18 protein-coding genes are annotated in these 17,041 nt (G+C 59.8%); 8 read left to right on the forward strand and 10 right to left on the reverse strand.

Annotated elements, in window-relative coordinates; translation table 11 throughout:
• Positions 1-55 precede the first annotated feature (55 nt).
• Together BMH52_RS01865 and BMH52_RS01870 are read left to right on the forward strand one after the other, a co-directional pair.
• Positions 56-946 (forward strand): ATP-binding protein, encoded by an 891-nt coding sequence (locus BMH52_RS01865; protein WP_019820351.1) that lies wholly within the window; start codon positions 56-58, stop codon positions 944-946.
• Positions 943-1,425 (forward strand): GAF domain-containing protein, encoded by a 483-nt coding sequence (locus tag BMH52_RS01870; protein WP_014717684.1) that lies wholly within the window; start codon positions 943-945, stop codon positions 1,423-1,425. Before BMH52_RS01865 ends, BMH52_RS01870 begins: the two co-directional genes overlap by 4 nt.
• 70 nt (positions 1,426-1,495) lie before the next feature.
• Here the strand turns inward: BMH52_RS01870 and BMH52_RS01875 are convergent, their stop codons facing one another.
• The 7 genes from BMH52_RS01875 to BMH52_RS01905 all read right to left on the reverse strand — a co-directional run bounded on the left by BMH52_RS01875 (position 1,496) and on the right by BMH52_RS01905 (position 9,142).
• Positions 1,496-5,131 carry a transporter substrate-binding domain-containing protein gene (locus tag BMH52_RS01875; protein ID WP_073842768.1) on the reverse strand — a complete coding sequence of 1,212 codons (3,636 nt, stop codon included), beginning with the start codon at positions 5,129-5,131 and terminating at the stop codon, positions 1,496-1,498.
• 8 nt (positions 5,132-5,139) lie between these two features.
• Positions 5,140-5,766 carry a response regulator transcription factor gene (locus BMH52_RS01880; protein WP_014717686.1) on the reverse strand — a complete coding sequence of 209 codons (627 nt, stop codon included), beginning with the start codon at positions 5,764-5,766 and terminating at the stop codon, positions 5,140-5,142.
• Positions 5,767-6,015: 249 nt separating this feature from the next.
• Positions 6,016-6,417, reverse strand: a complete 402-nt coding sequence (locus tag BMH52_RS01885; protein WP_014717687.1) for a response regulator — start codon at positions 6,415-6,417, stop codon at positions 6,016-6,018.
• Between the two features lie 168 nt (positions 6,418-6,585).
• Entirely contained in the window at positions 6,586-7,917 is a 1,332-nt protein-coding gene (locus tag BMH52_RS01890; protein ID WP_014717688.1) for a deoxyguanosinetriphosphate triphosphohydrolase, read from the reverse strand.
• 165 nt (positions 7,918-8,082) lie between these two features.
• A complete protein-coding gene (locus BMH52_RS01895; RefSeq protein ID WP_014717689.1) occupies positions 8,083-8,424 on the reverse strand; it encodes a hypothetical protein in 342 nt (113 codons plus the stop codon).
• A complete protein-coding gene (locus BMH52_RS01900; RefSeq protein WP_005786473.1) occupies positions 8,421-8,825 on the reverse strand; it encodes a phage holin family protein in 405 nt (134 codons plus the stop codon). The genes BMH52_RS01895 and BMH52_RS01900 overlap by 4 nt, the downstream gene beginning before the upstream one ends.
• A gap of 2 nt (positions 8,826-8,827) precedes the next feature.
• Positions 8,828-9,142, reverse strand: a complete 315-nt coding sequence (locus BMH52_RS01905) for a YqjD family protein (RefSeq protein WP_019820355.1) — start codon at positions 9,140-9,142, stop codon at positions 8,828-8,830.
• Between the two features lie 345 nt (positions 9,143-9,487).
• Between BMH52_RS01905 and BMH52_RS01910 the strand changes: the two genes are divergently transcribed.
• Positions 9,488-10,696 carry an ammonium transporter gene (locus BMH52_RS01910; RefSeq protein WP_014717690.1) on the forward strand — a complete coding sequence of 403 codons (1,209 nt, stop codon included), beginning with the start codon at positions 9,488-9,490 and terminating at the stop codon, positions 10,694-10,696.
• Here BMH52_RS01910 and BMH52_RS01915 read toward each other — a convergent pair.
• Positions 10,683-12,413, reverse strand: coding sequence for a monovalent cation:proton antiporter-2 (CPA2) family protein (locus BMH52_RS01915; RefSeq protein ID WP_032903008.1), 1,731 nt, complete (start codon positions 12,411-12,413; stop codon positions 10,683-10,685). The two genes, BMH52_RS01910 and BMH52_RS01915, sit on opposite strands and share 14 nt — an antisense overlap.
• A 173-nt stretch (positions 12,414-12,586) precedes the next feature.
• Here BMH52_RS01915 and BMH52_RS01920 point away from each other — a divergent pair, with 173 nt between their 5' ends.
• The 3 genes from BMH52_RS01920 to BMH52_RS01930 all read left to right on the forward strand — a co-directional run bounded on the left by BMH52_RS01920 (position 12,587) and on the right by BMH52_RS01930 (position 14,193).
• On the forward strand, positions 12,587-12,823 hold the full coding sequence (locus BMH52_RS01920; protein ID WP_014717692.1) for a glutaredoxin family protein: 237 nt from the start codon (positions 12,587-12,589) through the stop codon (positions 12,821-12,823).
• A gap of 74 nt (positions 12,824-12,897) precedes the next feature.
• Positions 12,898-13,233 carry a hypothetical protein gene (locus tag BMH52_RS01925; protein ID WP_003189932.1) on the forward strand — a complete coding sequence of 112 codons (336 nt, stop codon included), beginning with the start codon at positions 12,898-12,900 and terminating at the stop codon, positions 13,231-13,233.
• 69 nt (positions 13,234-13,302) lie between these two features.
• The gene (locus BMH52_RS01930; protein ID WP_020301391.1) at positions 13,303-14,193 is read left to right on the forward strand and encodes a pseudouridine synthase; all 891 of its coding nucleotides are present in this window, start codon (positions 13,303-13,305) and stop codon (positions 14,191-14,193) included.
• Between the two features lie 55 nt (positions 14,194-14,248).
• Here BMH52_RS01930 and BMH52_RS01935 read toward each other — a convergent pair whose 3' ends face one another.
• Together BMH52_RS01935 and mobA are read right to left on the reverse strand one after the other, a co-directional pair.
• Positions 14,249-14,470 carry a YgdI/YgdR family lipoprotein gene (locus tag BMH52_RS01935; RefSeq protein WP_003189935.1) on the reverse strand — a complete coding sequence of 74 codons (222 nt, stop codon included), beginning with the start codon at positions 14,468-14,470 and terminating at the stop codon, positions 14,249-14,251.
• A gap of 79 nt (positions 14,471-14,549) precedes the next feature.
• Complete coding sequence (mobA, locus tag BMH52_RS01940) at positions 14,550-15,152, reverse strand: molybdenum cofactor guanylyltransferase MobA (protein ID WP_073842786.1); 603 nt, start codon at positions 15,150-15,152, stop codon at positions 14,550-14,552.
• Positions 15,153-15,228: 76 nt separating this feature from the next.
• Between mobA and moaB the strand changes: the two genes are divergently transcribed.
• Together moaB and glp are read left to right on the forward strand one after the other, a co-directional pair.
• Positions 15,229-15,768: a molybdenum cofactor biosynthesis protein B gene (moaB, locus tag BMH52_RS01945; RefSeq protein WP_014717696.1), complete on the forward strand. Its 540-nt coding sequence runs from the start codon at positions 15,229-15,231 to the stop codon at positions 15,766-15,768.
• Positions 15,752-16,978: a gephyrin-like molybdotransferase Glp gene (glp, locus tag BMH52_RS01950; protein ID WP_073842770.1), complete on the forward strand. Its 1,227-nt coding sequence runs from the start codon at positions 15,752-15,754 to the stop codon at positions 16,976-16,978. Before moaB ends, glp begins: the two co-directional genes overlap by 17 nt.
• The last annotated feature ends 63 nt before the right edge of the window (positions 16,979-17,041 follow it).

The following is a 17,041-nucleotide window of genomic DNA, read 5'->3' on the forward strand; positions in this document are numbered from 1 at the left end:
TGCCGCAGGGTTGCCAATACGCCATCTTTTGCAAGAACTTGCCAGAGGAATAGCTGTGGATTCTCGATTGAATGCCTTTCTTGAGCGTGCCGATGCGGTGCTGGCTCGCCTGGAACCGTTGTTACCCGCACCGCGCCAAGCGATCGACTGGAACCAATGCCTCGCCGCCCGTTGGCAGCGCGAAGGCCGCAATGGCTTCCTGTTGCCGCTGGAGGTCAGCCTGGACATGCGCTTGTCGGACCTGATAGGTGTCGACAAGCAACGTGAACAACTGGCGCGCAACACCCAACAGTTCCTCGACGGTTTGCCCGCCAACCATGCGCTGTTGTGGGGTTCGCGTGGCACCGGCAAGTCTTCCATGGTCCGTGCCTTGCTCGCCCAGCACGCCAACGCGGGCCTGCGCTTGATCGAGATCGAGCGTGACCACCTGGCGGACCTGCCGCGGGTGGTCGAGCAACTGATCAAGCTACCACAACGCTTTATTTTGTTTTGCGATGACCTGTCGTTCGAGGCCGGCGAAGGTGACTATCGGGTGCTCAAGAGCGTGCTGGATGGCTCCCTGGAGCAGGCGCCGGAAAACGTGCTGCTGTATGCCACGTCCAACCGTCGCCATCTGGTGCCGGAAAACCAGAGCGACAATGACAACTGGAAACGCGTGGATGGCGAGTTGCACCCGAGCGAGGCGGTTGAAGATAAGATTGCCTTGTCGGATCGTTTTGGTTTGTGGTTGTCTTTCTACCCGTTTAGCCAGGAGCATTTCCTGGATGTGGTGGAGCACTGGATCGGTGAGCTGGCCAGCAAGGCCGGCTTGCAGTGGCAGCGCGATGAACAGCTTGATGTCCTCGCGGTACGCTGGGCCACTGGGCGCGGCAACCGCAATGGTCGGTGTGCCTATCAATTCGCCCGTTACTGGGTAGGTCTCAAATTGCTGGAACGTCAACCATGATCGATCTACAACAGGCCGGCAGCGGCCTTGATGGCTATGCCATGCTGTGCGCGCAACTGGAGTCGCTGTTGGCTGATGAACGCGATTTTATTGCCAACAGTGCGCAGTTTTCCGCGTTCCTGTTCAACCAGCTGGATGACTTGAACTGGGCGGGTTTTTACCTTAATCGCAATGAAGAGCTGGTGCTTGGGCCATTTCAGGGGCAAATCGCCTGTGTGCGCATTCCGTTCGGTCGTGGCGTGTGTGGTGCGGCTGCGGCAACGCGGCAAACCCAGCGCGTGGAAGATGTGCACGCATTCCCAGGCCATATTGCCTGCGACAGCGCTTCGAACAGTGAATTGGTGGTGCCCTTGGTCAAGGACGGTCAATTGATTGGCGTCCTTGACCTCGACAGCCCGTCCTTGGCTCGGTTTACCCCCCAGGACCAGGTGGGGATCGAGCGCTTGGCGGCTATTTTCCTGCGATTGACCGACTGCTGAAGCGGCGGGTGTTTATGCCGGTAGCGCAAGGAGCGCGTTTGCTCGTTCCTTGGGCTACCGGCTGTTGCACTTATTGGCCTGGCAGCTCATCCAGCTGAACCTGCAACATCTTTTCCAATTCCAGCATGAGTTGTTCCAGTGCCTTGATGCCGCTTTCGATCACCGCCCACTCCTCATTGCGAGAGCAGGTTTGCTCCAAGGCTTCGCATTGCCCCGCCAATGAGTGGGCTTGCACGATACGGGCCGCGCCTTTGATCTTGTGAGCTTGCTCAATGATGTCTGAGAGGGGCGCGTGTCGATCCAGCAGTTCGATAAGCAGCTGGCGGTCGTGAAGGCTGCTGCTCAGCAGTTCCTCCAGCAAGCGTCGACTCAAGTGGGGATCACCGCCGGTCAGCGCTTCCAGGCATTCGAGGTCCAGCCGTGGGTGCACGGCTTTAGGGACAATGTGTGTCAGTTGGCGCTCCAGCACGGTAAGGCTGATGGGCTTGAACAGGCAGTCATCCATGCCGGCTTGCACGCACCGTTGCCTTTCCTCTGGCTGGGCGTTGGCGGTAAAGCCCAGTACCACGCAGGGCACCAATTGCTCGCGCTGCTCATACTCACGGATTGAGCGACTCAGTTCATAGCCATTCATGATGGGCATATTGCAGTCGGCAATCACTAAGTCGAAATGCTCTTTACGCCAGGCCTGGAACCCCGCCGCACCGTGCTCGGCAGCGGTGAATTTATGGCCCAGGTAGCCCAACTGCTGGCACATCAGCAGGCGGTTCGCCGGGTGATCGTCGACCACCAGTACATTAAGCATCAGTGCGGTAGCCGGCTTTTGCGGCGTTTGGTCACCTACCGGCTGGACCGCTTGCAAGCGGGGCATGCTCAGGTTGACGTGCACCTGGGTGCCCACCATGGGCACGCTGCTCAGGCTCAGTTGGCCGCCCATCATCGCGCACAGGCTGCGGCAGATCACCAGTCCCAGGCCCGCACCACTACGGGCCAGTTGCCCGGAATTGTCTGCTTGCGCAAAGGGTTCGAACAGGCGTAGTTGGTCCTCCCGACTGATGCCGATGCCGGTGTCTTCCACCACCAGTTTCAGCTCGATCTGCTCCGGTGCCTGGGTAGGCTGCAGTTCAACCTTGATCTTGACCTGTCCCTGTTCGGTGAACTTGATCGCGTTGCTCACAAGGTTCGAGAGCACCTGCTTGAAGCGCAGCGGGTCTATCAGCACCTCGATATCGTTAAGGTCGGGCTTGAACTCCAGCAGCAGGCTGAGGGTTTTTTGCCGTGCAAGACCGTCGAACACGCGCACCACTGATTCAATGACCTCCCGCAGGTTCACGCGCTCCGGCGCCAGGCTGAGGCGGCCCGACTCGATACGCGCGATGTCGAGGATGTCACCGATCAGTTCCAGCAGGTCTCTGGCCGAGTTGTACGCCACTTCGATTGCCGGACGGTCAAGATGCCCTTGATCGGCGCGCTTGAGCGTCAGTTCGAGCATGCCGATCACGGCGTTCATCGAGGTGCGAATCTCGTGGCTCATGGTGGCCAGGAACGTGCTCTTGGCGCGATTGGCCTCGTCGGCACGCTCCTTGGCGGCGCGCAGTTCATCGAATAGCTGGCGTCGGTCACTGATATCGATCCAGCCACCGATGATGCCTTGGACTTCACCCGTGGAGTCGCGGTAAGGCAGGATCCAGTGGTAGATGGTCAGTTTCCTGTCGTGGATATGCAGGCTGCGATCGAGGATCAGCGGGTTGCCCTCGGCCACCACGCGCAGATAGTCAGCATGGTACTGGGCCGCCTCCGACTCCAGGGCCATGCTCATCTGGGTCACGCTTTTGCCGATCACGTCTTCACGCTTGACGTCGAACACCTGCAGGTAGCTGTCGTTGCAGGTCTGCAGCAGGCCATTGCGGTCGCGCACGTAGATCGGATGCGGCGTCTCATTGACCAGCGCGCGCATGAACTCGAACTGATCGTTGAGGGCGCGTTCGGCCATTTTTCGATGCTTGATCTGGCGCCGCATGTAGGCGTTCCAGGCCAAGGAAATCAACAGCAACAGGCCGGTGCCGATGATGATGCGCGCGATCAACTGATGATAGTTTCGCCAGTAACTGTCGGACGCGGCGGTGTAGCCCCGCCAGCGGCTGTTGATCACGCCCATTTCATCCGGGGCAATGCTGAGCAGGGCCTTGTCGAGGATCGAGCTCAACTCCGTGGCTTGGCGCGAGGTGGCCAGGGTGAATGTTGCGGGGGTGGTGCCGATGCTGGCGCTGATTTGCAGGCGGTCCTGGAAAACCTGGGAAGACAGGAAGTAGTTGGCGATCACCAGGGTGTTCACGGCCCCATCTACTTGTCCCTGTGCGAGCAGCTCGGATGCTCTGAATGTATCACTGGTTTCCACCAGGTGAATCTCAGGAAAGTCCTTGGTCAAGGTTGCGGCCAAGGGGTTACCCTGGGTTATCGCCAGGCGCTTTCCGGCCATTTGCTCCATGTTCGACGGCGCTCCTGGCTCTTTGCGCGTCAACAGCACATAGGAGTTTTCGAGGTAAGGGCGGCTGAAATTAAGTTGTGGGTCTCGCTCGTTGCTGGGAACGATGGCCCCGATCATATCGACTTTCTGGGTCGCGACCTGGTCGATCATCGCGTTGACGTCGCGCCCACGTTGTACCGAAAAACGCAGGCCGGTGCGCAGGCGGATCAATTCCAGCAGGTCCGCGGTGATCCCGCGAAAGTTGCCGTCCGCATCGAAAAATGTCAGTGGCGCGAAGGTTTCGTTGACGATGACCGTCACCACCGGGTGGTCTTTGAGCCAACGCTCTTCGCGCTGGGTCAGTTGCAGTTTCTTGTCGGTCAGCAGGATATCGCTGCCGGCGCTCCAACGCTTGGCGATGCTCTCCCGTTCATTGATGGGCACCGAAGCCAGCGCTGAATCGACAATGCTCAAGAGCATCCGGTTGTCCTGACGCGTGGCAAAGCTGAAGCCATAAGCTTCATGCTTGCCGAAGTTGGCCATGCGAATGTTTTTGAGGTAGCCCTTGTTGATCATGTAATGGGTGGAAATGGTGTCACCGAGAAACACATCCGCCTGGTCGAAGGCCACTGCATTCAAGGCATTCTGATAAGAGGGGTAGGCGCGGATGATCGCCTTGGGGTACAGCTTTTCCACCTCATTAAGCGGCAGGTAGTGATAGACAAGGCTCAGGCGCAGCCCGTCGAGGCCTTCACTGAGGCTGCGGGTTTCTCCCTCGCGTGTGACCAGGACTGGCTGGTCTACCGCATAGGGTTCGGAGAGGATCAGATTCGGCGTTGCAGCCTCAAAGCCGTTGGAGGAGCCCAACAAGTCGATTTCCCCGGCTTCCAGGGCGCGAATGGCAGCCGCCCGGGACGGGTAGCGCATCACAGTGATGGGCAGGGAGAGTGCCTTGGCCAGCAATCCCGCGTAATCGGCGGTAAGGCCTTCATAATCATGTCCGCTGGACGTGAGGTCAAAGGGTGGGTAGTCAGGACTGGATGTACCCAGCGTTAGTTCACGTTTGTTATGCAGCCACTGGCGCTGGGCCTTGTCAAAATGAGTGTCCAGTTGTACAGCTCCCGCACGACTCAAGAGGGTGAAGCGTTCCGGGCTGGTTTGGTGCTCTGCCAGCACAGTTGTGCTGAAGTACAAACCGGCACTTAATATAATCAGATAGTCCTTTATACGCCTGGGCATCCGCTTTCTCACACTAGCGCGTTTCGTTTTGCCAACTCGATGAGGTCGACCAAGGATTTGGCTTGGAGTTTTTGCATTAATCTTTTCTTATAAGTACTGACGGTCTTGTTACTCAGGAACATACCTTTGGCGATTTCCTTGTTAGTGCGACCTTGTGCAAACAGTTGCAGCACCATCAGCTCCCGGTCGTTGACGGTCTTGAACAGTTCCAGCTCCTGAGCATCCATGCCTTCCGTTCCGGGGCCATTCAAGGCCTGGCTGGGGAAGTAGTTGTAGCCGGATAGCACCGCGCGGATGGCGCTCAGCAACTCGCTCAGGTCACCCTCCTTGCACACATAGCCCTCTGCCCCCGAGCGCATGCACCGCGTGGCAAACAACGTCGGACATTGAGCCGTGAGGACCAGGGTTTTCATCGAGGTGTTCATGGCGTTGAACCGGCAGAGCACCTCAAGGCCATCAAGTTTCGGGATGCTGATGTCGAGAATCACCAAGTCTGGAAGGCATTCACGCACCATCTGTATGGCATCGCACCCGTTATCTGTTTCGCCGACGACTTTGTAACCTTCATGTTCCAGCAACATTCGAATGGCAAGCCGGATAACGGGATGGTCGTCGATAATAAAAACTGAGTTCATAGTCACATTCCATGCAGGTGCAGATAAAGCGGGCACATTAGCTCAGAAGGTGAGTCCGCAGTATGAAGCTCGCAAGGAGTAGATGCAGAACAGGAAAGTTCCTACATTTAAAAAGGTATAGACCTACAAGTTGTTAGGTAATCGTGACAGGGTATGTGAGCGTTTCGAGGTCGATCATGACAAGACGCAAGGCTGGGGAATTTACGGCGGGCCTCGTATCTATTTTCGTTGAAAGGAATGTTTAAAATCCTACATGAGGGGGTCAAAAGTTAAGCCGATTAATATTTCAAGATCATCTTTGTTCAAAGGTTTTGGCAAATAGCCAAGGAGGGGCAGATTTCGTTGCGCGGCTTGTGTCGTCAGGTTGACCAGTTCTGGCGTAGGTAAGCCGCTCAACAGGATGGCACTGCTGATGAAGCGTCGGCGGCTGGCGATTTCCACCAGTTCAAGCCCAGGCAGGTCTGGCAGGCATTGGTCGCATAACATCAGGTCGAAAGGGTGTTCGGACTGGCTCATCGCGCGTATGGCCTGCTCGGCATTTTCCACCGCGGTCAGTTGGTCGAAGCCGAAACTTCTGAGCAGGCATTGGGTGGCCAGGAGTTGAAAGGGGTGATCCTCCACCAAAAGAATACGGAGAGAATAGCTGGGCATAAAGAGCACACAGTAAGGCAAGCGTCGATGGGGGCAGTAGGAATGACTCGGCTGGTCCGTTGGGAGCGCGCGTGATTATTCTTCGAGTGTCTGTACGAATTCGATCAGGCCGCTCTGTTCCCGTCGTAGGGCAATTCGCTTCAGGGAACAGGTTGCCTGATGAAGTCGTTATTGGGGGCCGGAGCGCCCGGTCATTTCTCGTGCCATTTCGGTGGCGTAGCTGTCGGTCATACCGGCGATGAAGTCGATCATCCGCAGGAACGAGGCGTGCAGTGACCAGGCGGGGTCTGGCGCGCTATTGCCTAGCAGGTCGAGAATGCGCCGGTTCTTGAACGACGGGGTGCGCCCGCCATGTTGTTCAAGGGCCGCGCCGCAGAAGGCGTTCAGCAGGATTTCCAGGGTGGTGTAGGCCCCGATTTCATGCAACGTCTTGCGCTTGTCCTGGAAGATTTTCTTGCGCGCCATGTCCTTGGCATCCAGCACGCAGCGCTTTGCCGGGCCGTGCATGTGCTCCACCAGATCCCCCGGCAGCGTGCCGGCCAACAGGGCGTCCTGTTGTTCGACGAACGCCTGCGCCGCTGCGTTGGTCAGGTGCTCGATGGCTTTGCCGCGCAGGATCGCCAGCTTGCGGCGGCGCGAGTCCATTGGCCCCAGTTGGCGATAGGTTTGTGGCAGATCATCGCCGACCAGGTCCAGCAGCAATGACTCGACTTCGGCGTACTCCAGCAACTCCATTTCCAGGCCGTCTTCCAGGTCGATCAACGCATAGCAGATGTCGTCGGCGGCCTCCATCAGATACACGAGCGGGTGACGCGCCCAACGTTGTTCCTCCAACTGAGGCAACCCCAGCTTGTGGGCGATTTGCTCAAGAATCGGCAGCTCGCTCTGGTAACAGCCAAACTTGTGTTTCTTGTAGCCCAGCGAGTCGGCGTGGCGGGCGGTCCAGGGGTATTTAAGGTAAGTGCCCAAGGTGGCGTAGGTCAGCCGCGTACCGCCGTCGAACTGATGGTATTCAAGTTGGGTGAGCACCCGAAAACCCTGGGCATTGCCTTCGAAGTTAAGGAAGTCATTGCGTTCGGCGCTGCTCATGTCATCCAGCCAGCCGCGCCCGGCGGCCTGTTGGAACCAGTGGCGAATGGCGTCTTCGCCAGAGTGCCCGAACGGTGGGTTGCCGATGTCATGGGCCAGGCAGGCCGATTGCACCACCATGCCCAGGTCGCTCGGGTCGCACCAGTCGGGCAGGGCGCCGCGCAGGGTTTCGCCTACGCGCATGCCCAGGGAGCGCCCCACGCAGCTGACTTCCAGCGAGTGGGTCAAGCGTGTGTGGATATGGTCGTTGCTCGTCACCGGGTGTACTTGGGTCTTGCGCCCCAGGCGCCGGAACGCGCCAGAGAAAATAATGCGGTCGTGATCTTTGTGAAAGGGACTGCGGCCCAGTTCTTCAGGGCTGTGCAGGGGTTTTCCAAGACGTTCGCGGGTCAACAGGGTGGGCCAATCCAAGGCAGAGGCTCTCCGTAGGGTGAATGACAGCGCCAGCTTCCCGGTTCGGCCTTTATGGGGCAAGCGAATCCAGCGGTCGGCCGCGTCAGTATCAATTAACAGGCAGCGCAAAAAACCGCAATGACCAGCAGTTGTCTGGTCGTTGCGGTCATTGGCTTTCGAAGGTCAGCTTTTGCGCGAAGCGCCTTGCATGGCCAACTTGATCAGTGGGATCAACCCGGCACCCAGCCGCACCAGGCGCGTGATGCTGCTGATACTGCCGCCCTTGGCGCCCTTGCCGGTAAAGAAGCCCATCAGCGTGACCGCCGCCACGCCCCACAACGGCGCGTGCTTGATGCCCAGGCTGTCCTGCCAGTTGTGGCGCATGTTGCGCATTTTGTGCAGGGGGGCCATGAGTTGTTGGGACTCATGCCGGATTTCCTGGCGGTGCATTTCCATGCGCAGGCGGATCAAGGCTTTGCGCATTTCCCGGCGTGACGTATTTTGCGGGATCTCAGTCATGCTCATGGCAGCAGGCGCTCCCGGTCATTGGCCAGTTCTTCGAGCGTGGCATGGAAGGGCGTGGACTCATCGAATACCGCCGCCTTCAAGCGCACGCCGCAGAACGCAGCGGCCAGGCTATAGAACACGCAGAGGCAGATGATGCCGGTCAGGCGATAGCCCGTGTCCCACACCAGGATCATCACCAGCGTCGACAAGCCCACCAGCAACAGCAGGGCAAACACCAATGCCAGGCCGGCAAACAGCAACAGGCTGACGGTACGGGCCTTTTGCTCTTGTAATTCAATGCCGAACAACTCGACATGACTGTGCAGCAAGCCCAGCACAGCTGCGCCCAGGCGTCGGGAAGTTGAACCGCTTGCTGAGGAATGTGCGCTCGTGGATGAGCTGGATTCGCCGATAGACATGGTTAGCGCCTTGTAGCCAATAGACCGATCAAAAAACCTACGCCGGCAGCAATGCCGACTGACTGCCATGGGTTGGCTTGCACGTAGTCTTCAGTGGCAGTGATCGCCGCCTGGCCGCGCTCGCGCAATGAGTCTTCGGTCAGTTGCAGGGTCTGGCGGGCCTTGAGCAGGCTCTCGTGGATCTTGGTGCGCAGCTCGTCAGCCTGGTCACCGGCCAGCACGGCAGTGTCGTCCAGCAGCTTTTCGGTATCGCTGACCAGGGTTTGAAAATCCTCCATCAGTATCTCTTGAGCAGTCTTTGCTGTTTTACCGGCCATGGTTATCTCCGTGGGTAGCTGATCTGTACGTGTGGTTTCGAGTCGCGGCGTTCGCTGAAGGTTCACTGCAATTGTGTGGTACAGCTTTTGCTTTGCCTTGGTGCGCAGGCCCTGGAGCCTGCGCTGAATCCGGGCGGTCGAGGTGAAAACCTTGAAAAACCTTACCCTAAATCACTTAACTTCGCGGAAAAACCCTGTCGGCAACGGCCTGTTGTGTTGATCGCTGCGCTAAAGCGGTTCACGCCCTCTGAAGAAGGGCGAGGCCGGCGGTGCCAATTTAGTGCGCGAAACCCTGGCTTGAACCGCTTTGGTGCTTTTTGCCTTGATGCAGGCCTGCCAACCTCCATGGAAAACTTGCAAAGCGCGGTGGACACCCTCGTCCACAGTTCCAACACCTTGTTCATTCTGATTGGCGCGGTCATGGTGCTGGCCATGCACGCCGGCTTTGCCTTCCTTGAGGTTGGCACGGTGCGCCAGAAAAACCAGGTCAACGCCTTGTCGAAAATCCTCAGTGATTTTGCGATTTCAACGCTGGCCTATTTCTTTATAGGCTATTGGATCTCCTACGGTGTGAGCTTCCTGCAACCGGCCGCCGTGATCAGCGCCGATCATGGCTACGGCCTGGTGAAGTTTTTCTTCCTGCTGACGTTTGCCGCGGCGATTCCGGCGATCATTTCCGGTGGGATTGCCGAGCGTGCCAAGTTTGCGCCGCAGCTGTGTGCCACCGCGTTGATCGTGGCGTTTATCTACCCGTTCTTCGAAGGTCTGGTGTGGAACGGCAACCTTGGCCTGCAAGCCTGGCTGCTCGCAACCTTTGGTGCCAGCTTCCACGACTTTGCCGGTTCCGTGGTGGTTCACGCCATGGGCGGCTGGCTGGCGCTGGCGGCGGTGTTGCTGCTGGGCCCGCGCAATGGGCGTTATCGTGAAGGGCGTCTGGTGGCGTTCGCGCCGTCGAGCATTCCTTTCCTGGCGCTGGGCTCGTGGATTTTGATCGTGGGCTGGTTCGGCTTTAACGTGATGAGCGCCCAAACCCTCAATGGCGTCAGTGGCCTGGTGGCCGTCAATTCGCTGATGGCCATGGTCGGTGGCACCGTGGCTGCTCTGGTAATTGGCCGTAACGATCCTGGGTTTCTGCACAACGGTCCTTTGGCCGGGTTGGTGGCAATCTGCGCCGGTTCCGACCTGATGCACCCGGTGGGCGCGCTGGTCACGGGCGTGGTGGCTGGTGGCTTGTTCGTATGGTGTTTTATCGCTGCCCAGTCGCGCTGGAAGATCGATGACGTGCTGGGCGTGTGGCCATTGCATGGCTTGTGCGGTGTGTGGGGCGGCATTGCCTGCGGTATTTTCGGGCAGGCCGCCCTCGGTGGGCTGGGCGGCGTGAGCCTGATCAGCCAGTTGATCGGCACCGGGTTGGGCGTGGCCGTGGCGTTTGGCGGCGGCTTGCTGGTGTACGGTGTGATCAAGCGTGTGCAAGGGCTGCGCTTGAGCCAGGAGCAGGAGTATTACGGCGCAGACCTGTCGATTCACAAAATCGGCGCGGTCAGTCAGGACTGATCGGCGCGTCTTCGTCAGTGTGTTCCGGTGGGTAGAAACCGTGCAGCAGGCGATAGTGGTTGCGCCGTACTTCGTTCACTCGCGCCTGCACCTGTTGGTCCGGCAGACCCAGCAGGATCAGGGCATGGGAGGCGAGCATCAGGCTCGACTCCAACAGCTCGGGCACCACTTCGCTGGCGCCCGCGGCCTTGAGCTCAGCCAACTGGCTGTCATCGCGGGTGCGCACCAAAATCGGCACGTCAGGGTTGATCTGCCGTGCCTCCTTGAGCACCACCAGCGCGACATCGCTGTTGTCCACCGCGATCACCACCAACCGCGACCGTTCCAGGCCGACGGCGCTGAGCAAAGCGCCACGGCGGCAGTCGCCGTAATGCACGCTGCTGTCCTCGGTGGCGGCTTCCTGCACCCGTTCGGGGTCATCATCCAGGGCGATAAACGCCTGTTGTTCGCGGCGCATAAAGCGCCCGATGGACTGGCCTACCCGGCCATACCCGCAAATCACCACGTGCCTATGCAGTTGGGCGTTGAGCGCGGTGATGTGTTCCAGTTGCACTTGCTGGTTGGGCTTGCGATGCAGGCGCAGGGCGATGGCCGGTGCCGCACGTAACAGCAGTGGTGTCAGCAGCATTGAGCAGAAGGTGGCAGCCAGTAGCAGGCCGTTGAACTCATCGGGAATCAACCGGCTCTGCTGCATTTGCGCCATCAGCGCAAAACAGAATTCGCCGCCCTGGGCCAGTGCCAGGCCGCTGCGCCAGGCCGTTTCGGTGTCGCTGTCACGCCACTTGACCAGCGCCGCGACGACCATGCCTTTGACCAGCATCAACGTGAGCGTCAGGCCGAGGATCAACAGGCTGTGGCTGACGAACAACTGCAGATCGATGAGCATGCCGATGCTGACAAAAAACAGCCCCAGCAGGATGTCGCGAAACGGGCGGATATCGGCTTCGATCTGGTGTCGGTAATGGCTCTCGCCCAGCAGCATGCCGGCCAGGAACGCGCCGAGGGCAGGGGACAGGCCCAGCAGGTGGGTGAGCCAGGCGGTGAGCAAGACAATCACCAGCGCCAGCAGCACAAACAGCTCCGCCGAATGAGACGCGGCGACTTCACGGAACAGGCGCGGCAGCAACCAGCGGCTGGCGAACAACAGGCCCACGAACAGCACCACGGTCTTAGCCAGCGTCAACGGCAGCGCCCAGTACCAGGCGTGGTCGCTGCTGCCGGCAAACACCGGCACCAGTGTCAGCAGCAACACCGCCACGACATCCTGGAACAGCAACACGCCTATCGCATTCTGGCCATGACTGCTGAAGATTTCCCCGAGGCTGGTCAATTCCTTGCTGACAATGGCCGTGGACGATAACGCCAGCCCTGCGCCCAGCAATAACGCGATGCCAGGCGCGAGGCCTAAGCTCATCAACAAAACGCCCAGCAATGCCCCGCACCCCAGCACCTGCAGGCTGCCCAGGCCAAATACCACGCTGCGCAGCGCCAACATTTTCGACAGGGAAAACTCAAGCCCCAGGGAAAACAACAGGAACACCACGCCCATCTCGGCCAGGTCCGGCAGGTCTTCGTTGTCATTGACCCAGTCCAGCGCGGTGGGCCCCACTGCCAGGCCCACGCACAGGTAGCCCAGCACGGGAGGCAACTGCAGCCGGCGAAACAACGCAATCACCACCAGGGATGAAGCCAGAATAATCAGCAGGTTGGCGAACACAGGCATCTCCGTTGCAGGGTGAGCGGCAAAAAGCCGCGAGAATCGCTGAATCAGTTATAGGCCATGGTGATCTGGGTCAGGCTTTTTGCACCGTAGGAGCGAGCAAGCTCGCTCCTACAAGGGGCTTGTTGGGCTTAGAATGGAGATTCGTTTTGTGACCGAGTCCTTTCATCATGCTTCCTGAATGCCAGCTGTTCGGCACCCTGGGTTGCCATTTGTGTGAGATCGCCGAAGCCGAAGTCATGCCGCTCGTCGAACACGGGCTGTTGGTGGAGTTGGTGGATATCACCGATCCGCAGGACCTGACAGACGTCTACGGCCTGCGGATTCCGGTGCTTCGCCGCACGGACACCGGGGCGGAACTGGACTGGCCGTTCGACACCGAGCAGGTGGTTGCCTTCCTGCGCTGAGATTTATGCGATGGCGGCTTTTCAAATATTCAGTTACTGTATATTCGTACAGCGATTGAATAGAGGGAACGCCCGTGGTGAATGTTGAACAACTTAAAAGCAGCGTCAATCGCATGTCCGCCGATGTGGTGCGTGACGCGGTGAACGAACTGCGCCTCGATGGCTTGGTCACGGAAGGCAAGACGCCGTTTAACAAAGTGCATTTCAACACCTGCTTCGCGGAAATCGAGGCGCTGTTCCAGCGCGCCGGTTATCACAAGCAGCTGGATGTGGTGGGTTATCAGGGCTTGCTCTACGCGCTGTATGACCCAGGCCGTTGGGAAGCGGTGGACGTGCTGCGCTGGCTCAAGGAATTCACCGAGGCGGCGAGCGCCTCGCCGGTGCTGCGGGCTCAACTGGCCAAGGCCTGAGATAGGCCCTAGGCAATCGCGCGCCATGGGCGATAATGCCCGCCTGTTTTCCAGGCTTTGAGCGTCGGCATGTCCACTTTGGTTTTTTCCCCCTCCCAGCACCAAGCCAGCACCCTGTACTTGCCGCCGGGCTCCTGGGTGACAGTGCTCGATTGCCTGTGCGCACACTTCCCGGCCATTGGCCGCGAACAGTGGCTGGACCGCATTGCCCGCGGCCGGGTGCTGGATGTCAATGGCAACCCGATTAGCCTGGGCCTGGGCTACAAGGAAGGCCTGTGCATCTATTACTTTCGCGAAGTGCTCAACGAGAAAGTGATTCCGGTGCAGGAAAACATCCTGTACGCCGATGAACACCTGGTGGTGGCGGACAAACCGCATTTCCTGCCAGTGACACCCGCTGGCGAGTACGTCGAGCACACCTTGTTGCGACGCTTGATCCGGCGCCTGGACAATCCCGCCCTGGTGCCTCTGCACCGCATCGACCGGCATACGGCGGGGTTGGTGCTGTTCTCCGCCAACCCGCACAGCCGTTCGGCCTATCAGCAATTGTTTCCCACACGGCGTATCGACAAATTGTACGAAGCCATCGCACCGGCCTTGCCGCACCTCAGCTTCCCGTTGGTGCACAAAAGCCGTTTGGTGGATGGCGAGCCTTTCTTTCGCATGCAGGAAGGGCCGGGGGCCAGCAACACCGAGACGGCGGTAGAGGTGCGCGAGAAAAACGCTGATCTATGGCGCTACGGCCTGTTCCCGGTGACCGGTAAGAAGCACCAGCTGCGCGTGCATATGACGGCACTGGGGGCAAGCATCTGTAATGACCCGTTTTACCCCGAAGTAATCAAGGATGCCGAGGACGATTACGCCAAGCCACTTAAGCTGCTGGCCCAGGGCGTGCGCTTTATCGACCCGGTGAGCGGTGAACAACGCAGCTTCCGCAGCCAGATCACCCTGGACTGGTAAACCCCAGGAACAACAAGGCCCGCGCTAGGCGGGCCTTGTGTGCAAGCGTTAAGGCTTACAGGTCTTTAACGGTGCGAACCTGATCTTTGTTGATACGGGTGTGCTTGCCGTCCAGTTGTTCGAATTCGTAGAAGCCCGAATCTTCATCGTATTTCGGGGTGTCGACGGCCTGGATTTCGCGACCGTCATTCAGGGTGATCACTGTTGGCGAGGCGCAACCGGCGAGGGTGGCGAGGCCCAGTGCAAGCATGAGAGCGGCGATGGTCCGTTGAGTCATGAGTTTGTCTCCGAGAGAATACTTTTAAATTGCTGACCTTGTGACGTACGGGACGCCGGCAAAGTTCCTTGTGCAGGGTTCATTCTGACATGCCAGCCCCGGGGTGCAACAGCTCGGGCGTATTAAGATTGGCCAGGCGTGGGTCATCGGCCGGGCATTCCACGGCCACCGCGCCCAGTTGCAGCCAGAGCTTGCGCGGGCTGCGCTCACCCGCTTGCCATGCCTGTTCCACCTGGTTTTTCAGGCTCGTGGGAATGATGCACAGCAAGGGTTCCCAGCATTCACCCTGGCGCACCATCACCGGTATCTGCGGGTTGCGTCGTGCGGTCGCACGCAGGTCGGCCAGCAGTCGCGCATCGACCTGCGGCACATCGCAAGGCAATATCAGCAGATGCGCACGGCGTGCGCCGAAGAGTCCCGCACGGATACCGGCCAGCGGGCCGGGGAAGTCCGGGTTGTCGTCACTCACCTGCTGGTCGGCATAGGGCGCGTAGCGTTCATGGTTGCGGTTGCACGAGATGATCAGGTCATCGGTGAGCGGCCGGGCCAACTGGTGCAGGTGGGCGATCAAGGGCTGGCCTTGCCATTCCAGCAGCCCTTTGTCCTGGCCGCCCATGCGTTGGCCGCGACCACCGGCGAGCAATAGGATCGAACACGGCAGTGAGGAAAATTCAAACGTCATGGTGGTTGCGCTGCGGCAGGGAAACAGGGGCCTGTGATATAACACCGGGCTGTTCCTTCGACAACCGGACCGTGCCATGAAAGCCAAGGCCGATGCGCCCTTTGTACCCCTGAATATTGCTGTATTGACCGTCAGCGACACCCGCACCCTGGAGACTGACACCTCCGGCCAGGTCTTCGTCGACCGCCTCACCGCCGCCGGCCACCGCCTGGCCGAGCGCGTGCTGCTCAAGGACGACCTCTACAAGATTCGCGCCCAGGTGGCCCACTGGATCGCTGAAGACGTGGTGCAGGTGGTGCTGATTACCGGCGGCACCGGCTTCACCGGTCGCGACAGTACCCCTGAAGCAGTGAGCTGCCTGCTCGACAAGCAGGTCGATGGTTTTGGCGAGCTGTTCCGCCAGATCTCCGTGGCCGATATCGGCACCTCCACCGTACAATCGCGCGCCTTGGCGGGGTTGGCCAACGGCACCCTGGTGTGCTGCCTGCCAGGCTCCACCAATGCCGTGCGCACCGGTTGGGACGGCATCCTCGCCGAGCAGTTGGATAACCGTCACCGCCCGTGCAATTTCGTCCCGCATCTGAAGCAGGCAGAACCTTGTGAATCCCGTGGATAAGCCCGGCAAGACCGGCGCCCTGATGCCGGTGGAGGCAGCCCTGCAACGTTTGCTCGACATGGCCGCCGCCGCGCCGATCCGCGAGGAGGAAGTACTGTCCCTGACTGAGTGTGATGGCCGGGTATTGGCCCAGGATCTGATCTCCACACTCGACCTGCCACCGTGGCCCAACAGTGCCATGGACGGCTACGCCGTGCGCCTGGCGGACTGGACCGGCGAACCCTTGGTGGTGAGCCAGCGGATTTTCGCCGGCACTGCCCCTGAACCCTTGGCGGCCGGCACCTGCGCACGCATCTTTACCGGCGCGCCGGTGCCCCAAGGCGCTGACTGCGTGCAAATGCAGGAAAACGCCGTGGTGCATGCCGACCAGCGCGTGAGTTTCACCGAGCCATTGCAGATGGGCGACAACATCCGGCCTCAGGGCCAAGAGACCACGGTCGGCGAGACCGTACTCAGTGCCGGTACCCGCCTGGGCCCTATCGAACTCGGTTTGGCCGCGTCTCTTGGACGTGATCGACTCGAGGTGGTGCGGCGCGTGCGCGTGGCCGTGTTGTCGACCGGCGATGAACTGATTGAGCCAGGGTTGCCGCTCGGCCCTGGGCAGATCTACAACAGCAACCGCCGCGTGCTGTGCAGTTGGCTTGGGCGCATGGGCTGCGAAGTGATTGATGCCGGGATTCTACCGGATGATCTGGAACAGACCCGCGCGCGTCTGGCGGGGCTGGGCAACGTTGACCTGATCCTCTCGACCGGCGGTGTGTCGGTGGGCGAAGCGGACTTCCTTGGCATTGCCTTGCGGGAAGAGGGTGAGCTGGCGCTGTGGAAACTGGCGATCAAACCGGGCAAGCCGCTGACCTTCGGGCATTTTCGTGGCGTGCCGGTGATCGGCCTGCCGGGAAACCCGGCCTCGACCCTGGTGACTTTTGCGCTGCTGGCGCGCCCGTATCTGCTGCGCCGTCAAGGTGTGCTGCAGGTGCAGCCGCTGCGCTTCGAAGTGTCGGCAGGGTTCGTCTGGCCCAAGCCCGGCAACCGCCGCGAGTACCTGCGCGGGCGGATCGAACAGGGCAAGGCGATCATCTACCGCAACCAAAGCTCCGGGGTGCTGCGCAGTGCGGCGTGGGCTGAAGGCTTTGTGGAGGTAGTGGAAGGCACCACGCTGGCCATCGGCGACCGGGTCAACTTCATTCCTTTGAGCGACGTCCTGAACTGAACACAGATCAAAAATGTGGGAGCAGGCAAGCCAGCTCCCACAGTTGGATGTGTGGGGAGCTCA

The organism is Pseudomonas sp. BTN1 (assembly GCF_001907715.1).
Classification (GTDB): Bacteria; Pseudomonadota; Gammaproteobacteria; order Pseudomonadales; family Pseudomonadaceae; genus Aquipseudomonas; species Aquipseudomonas paracarnis.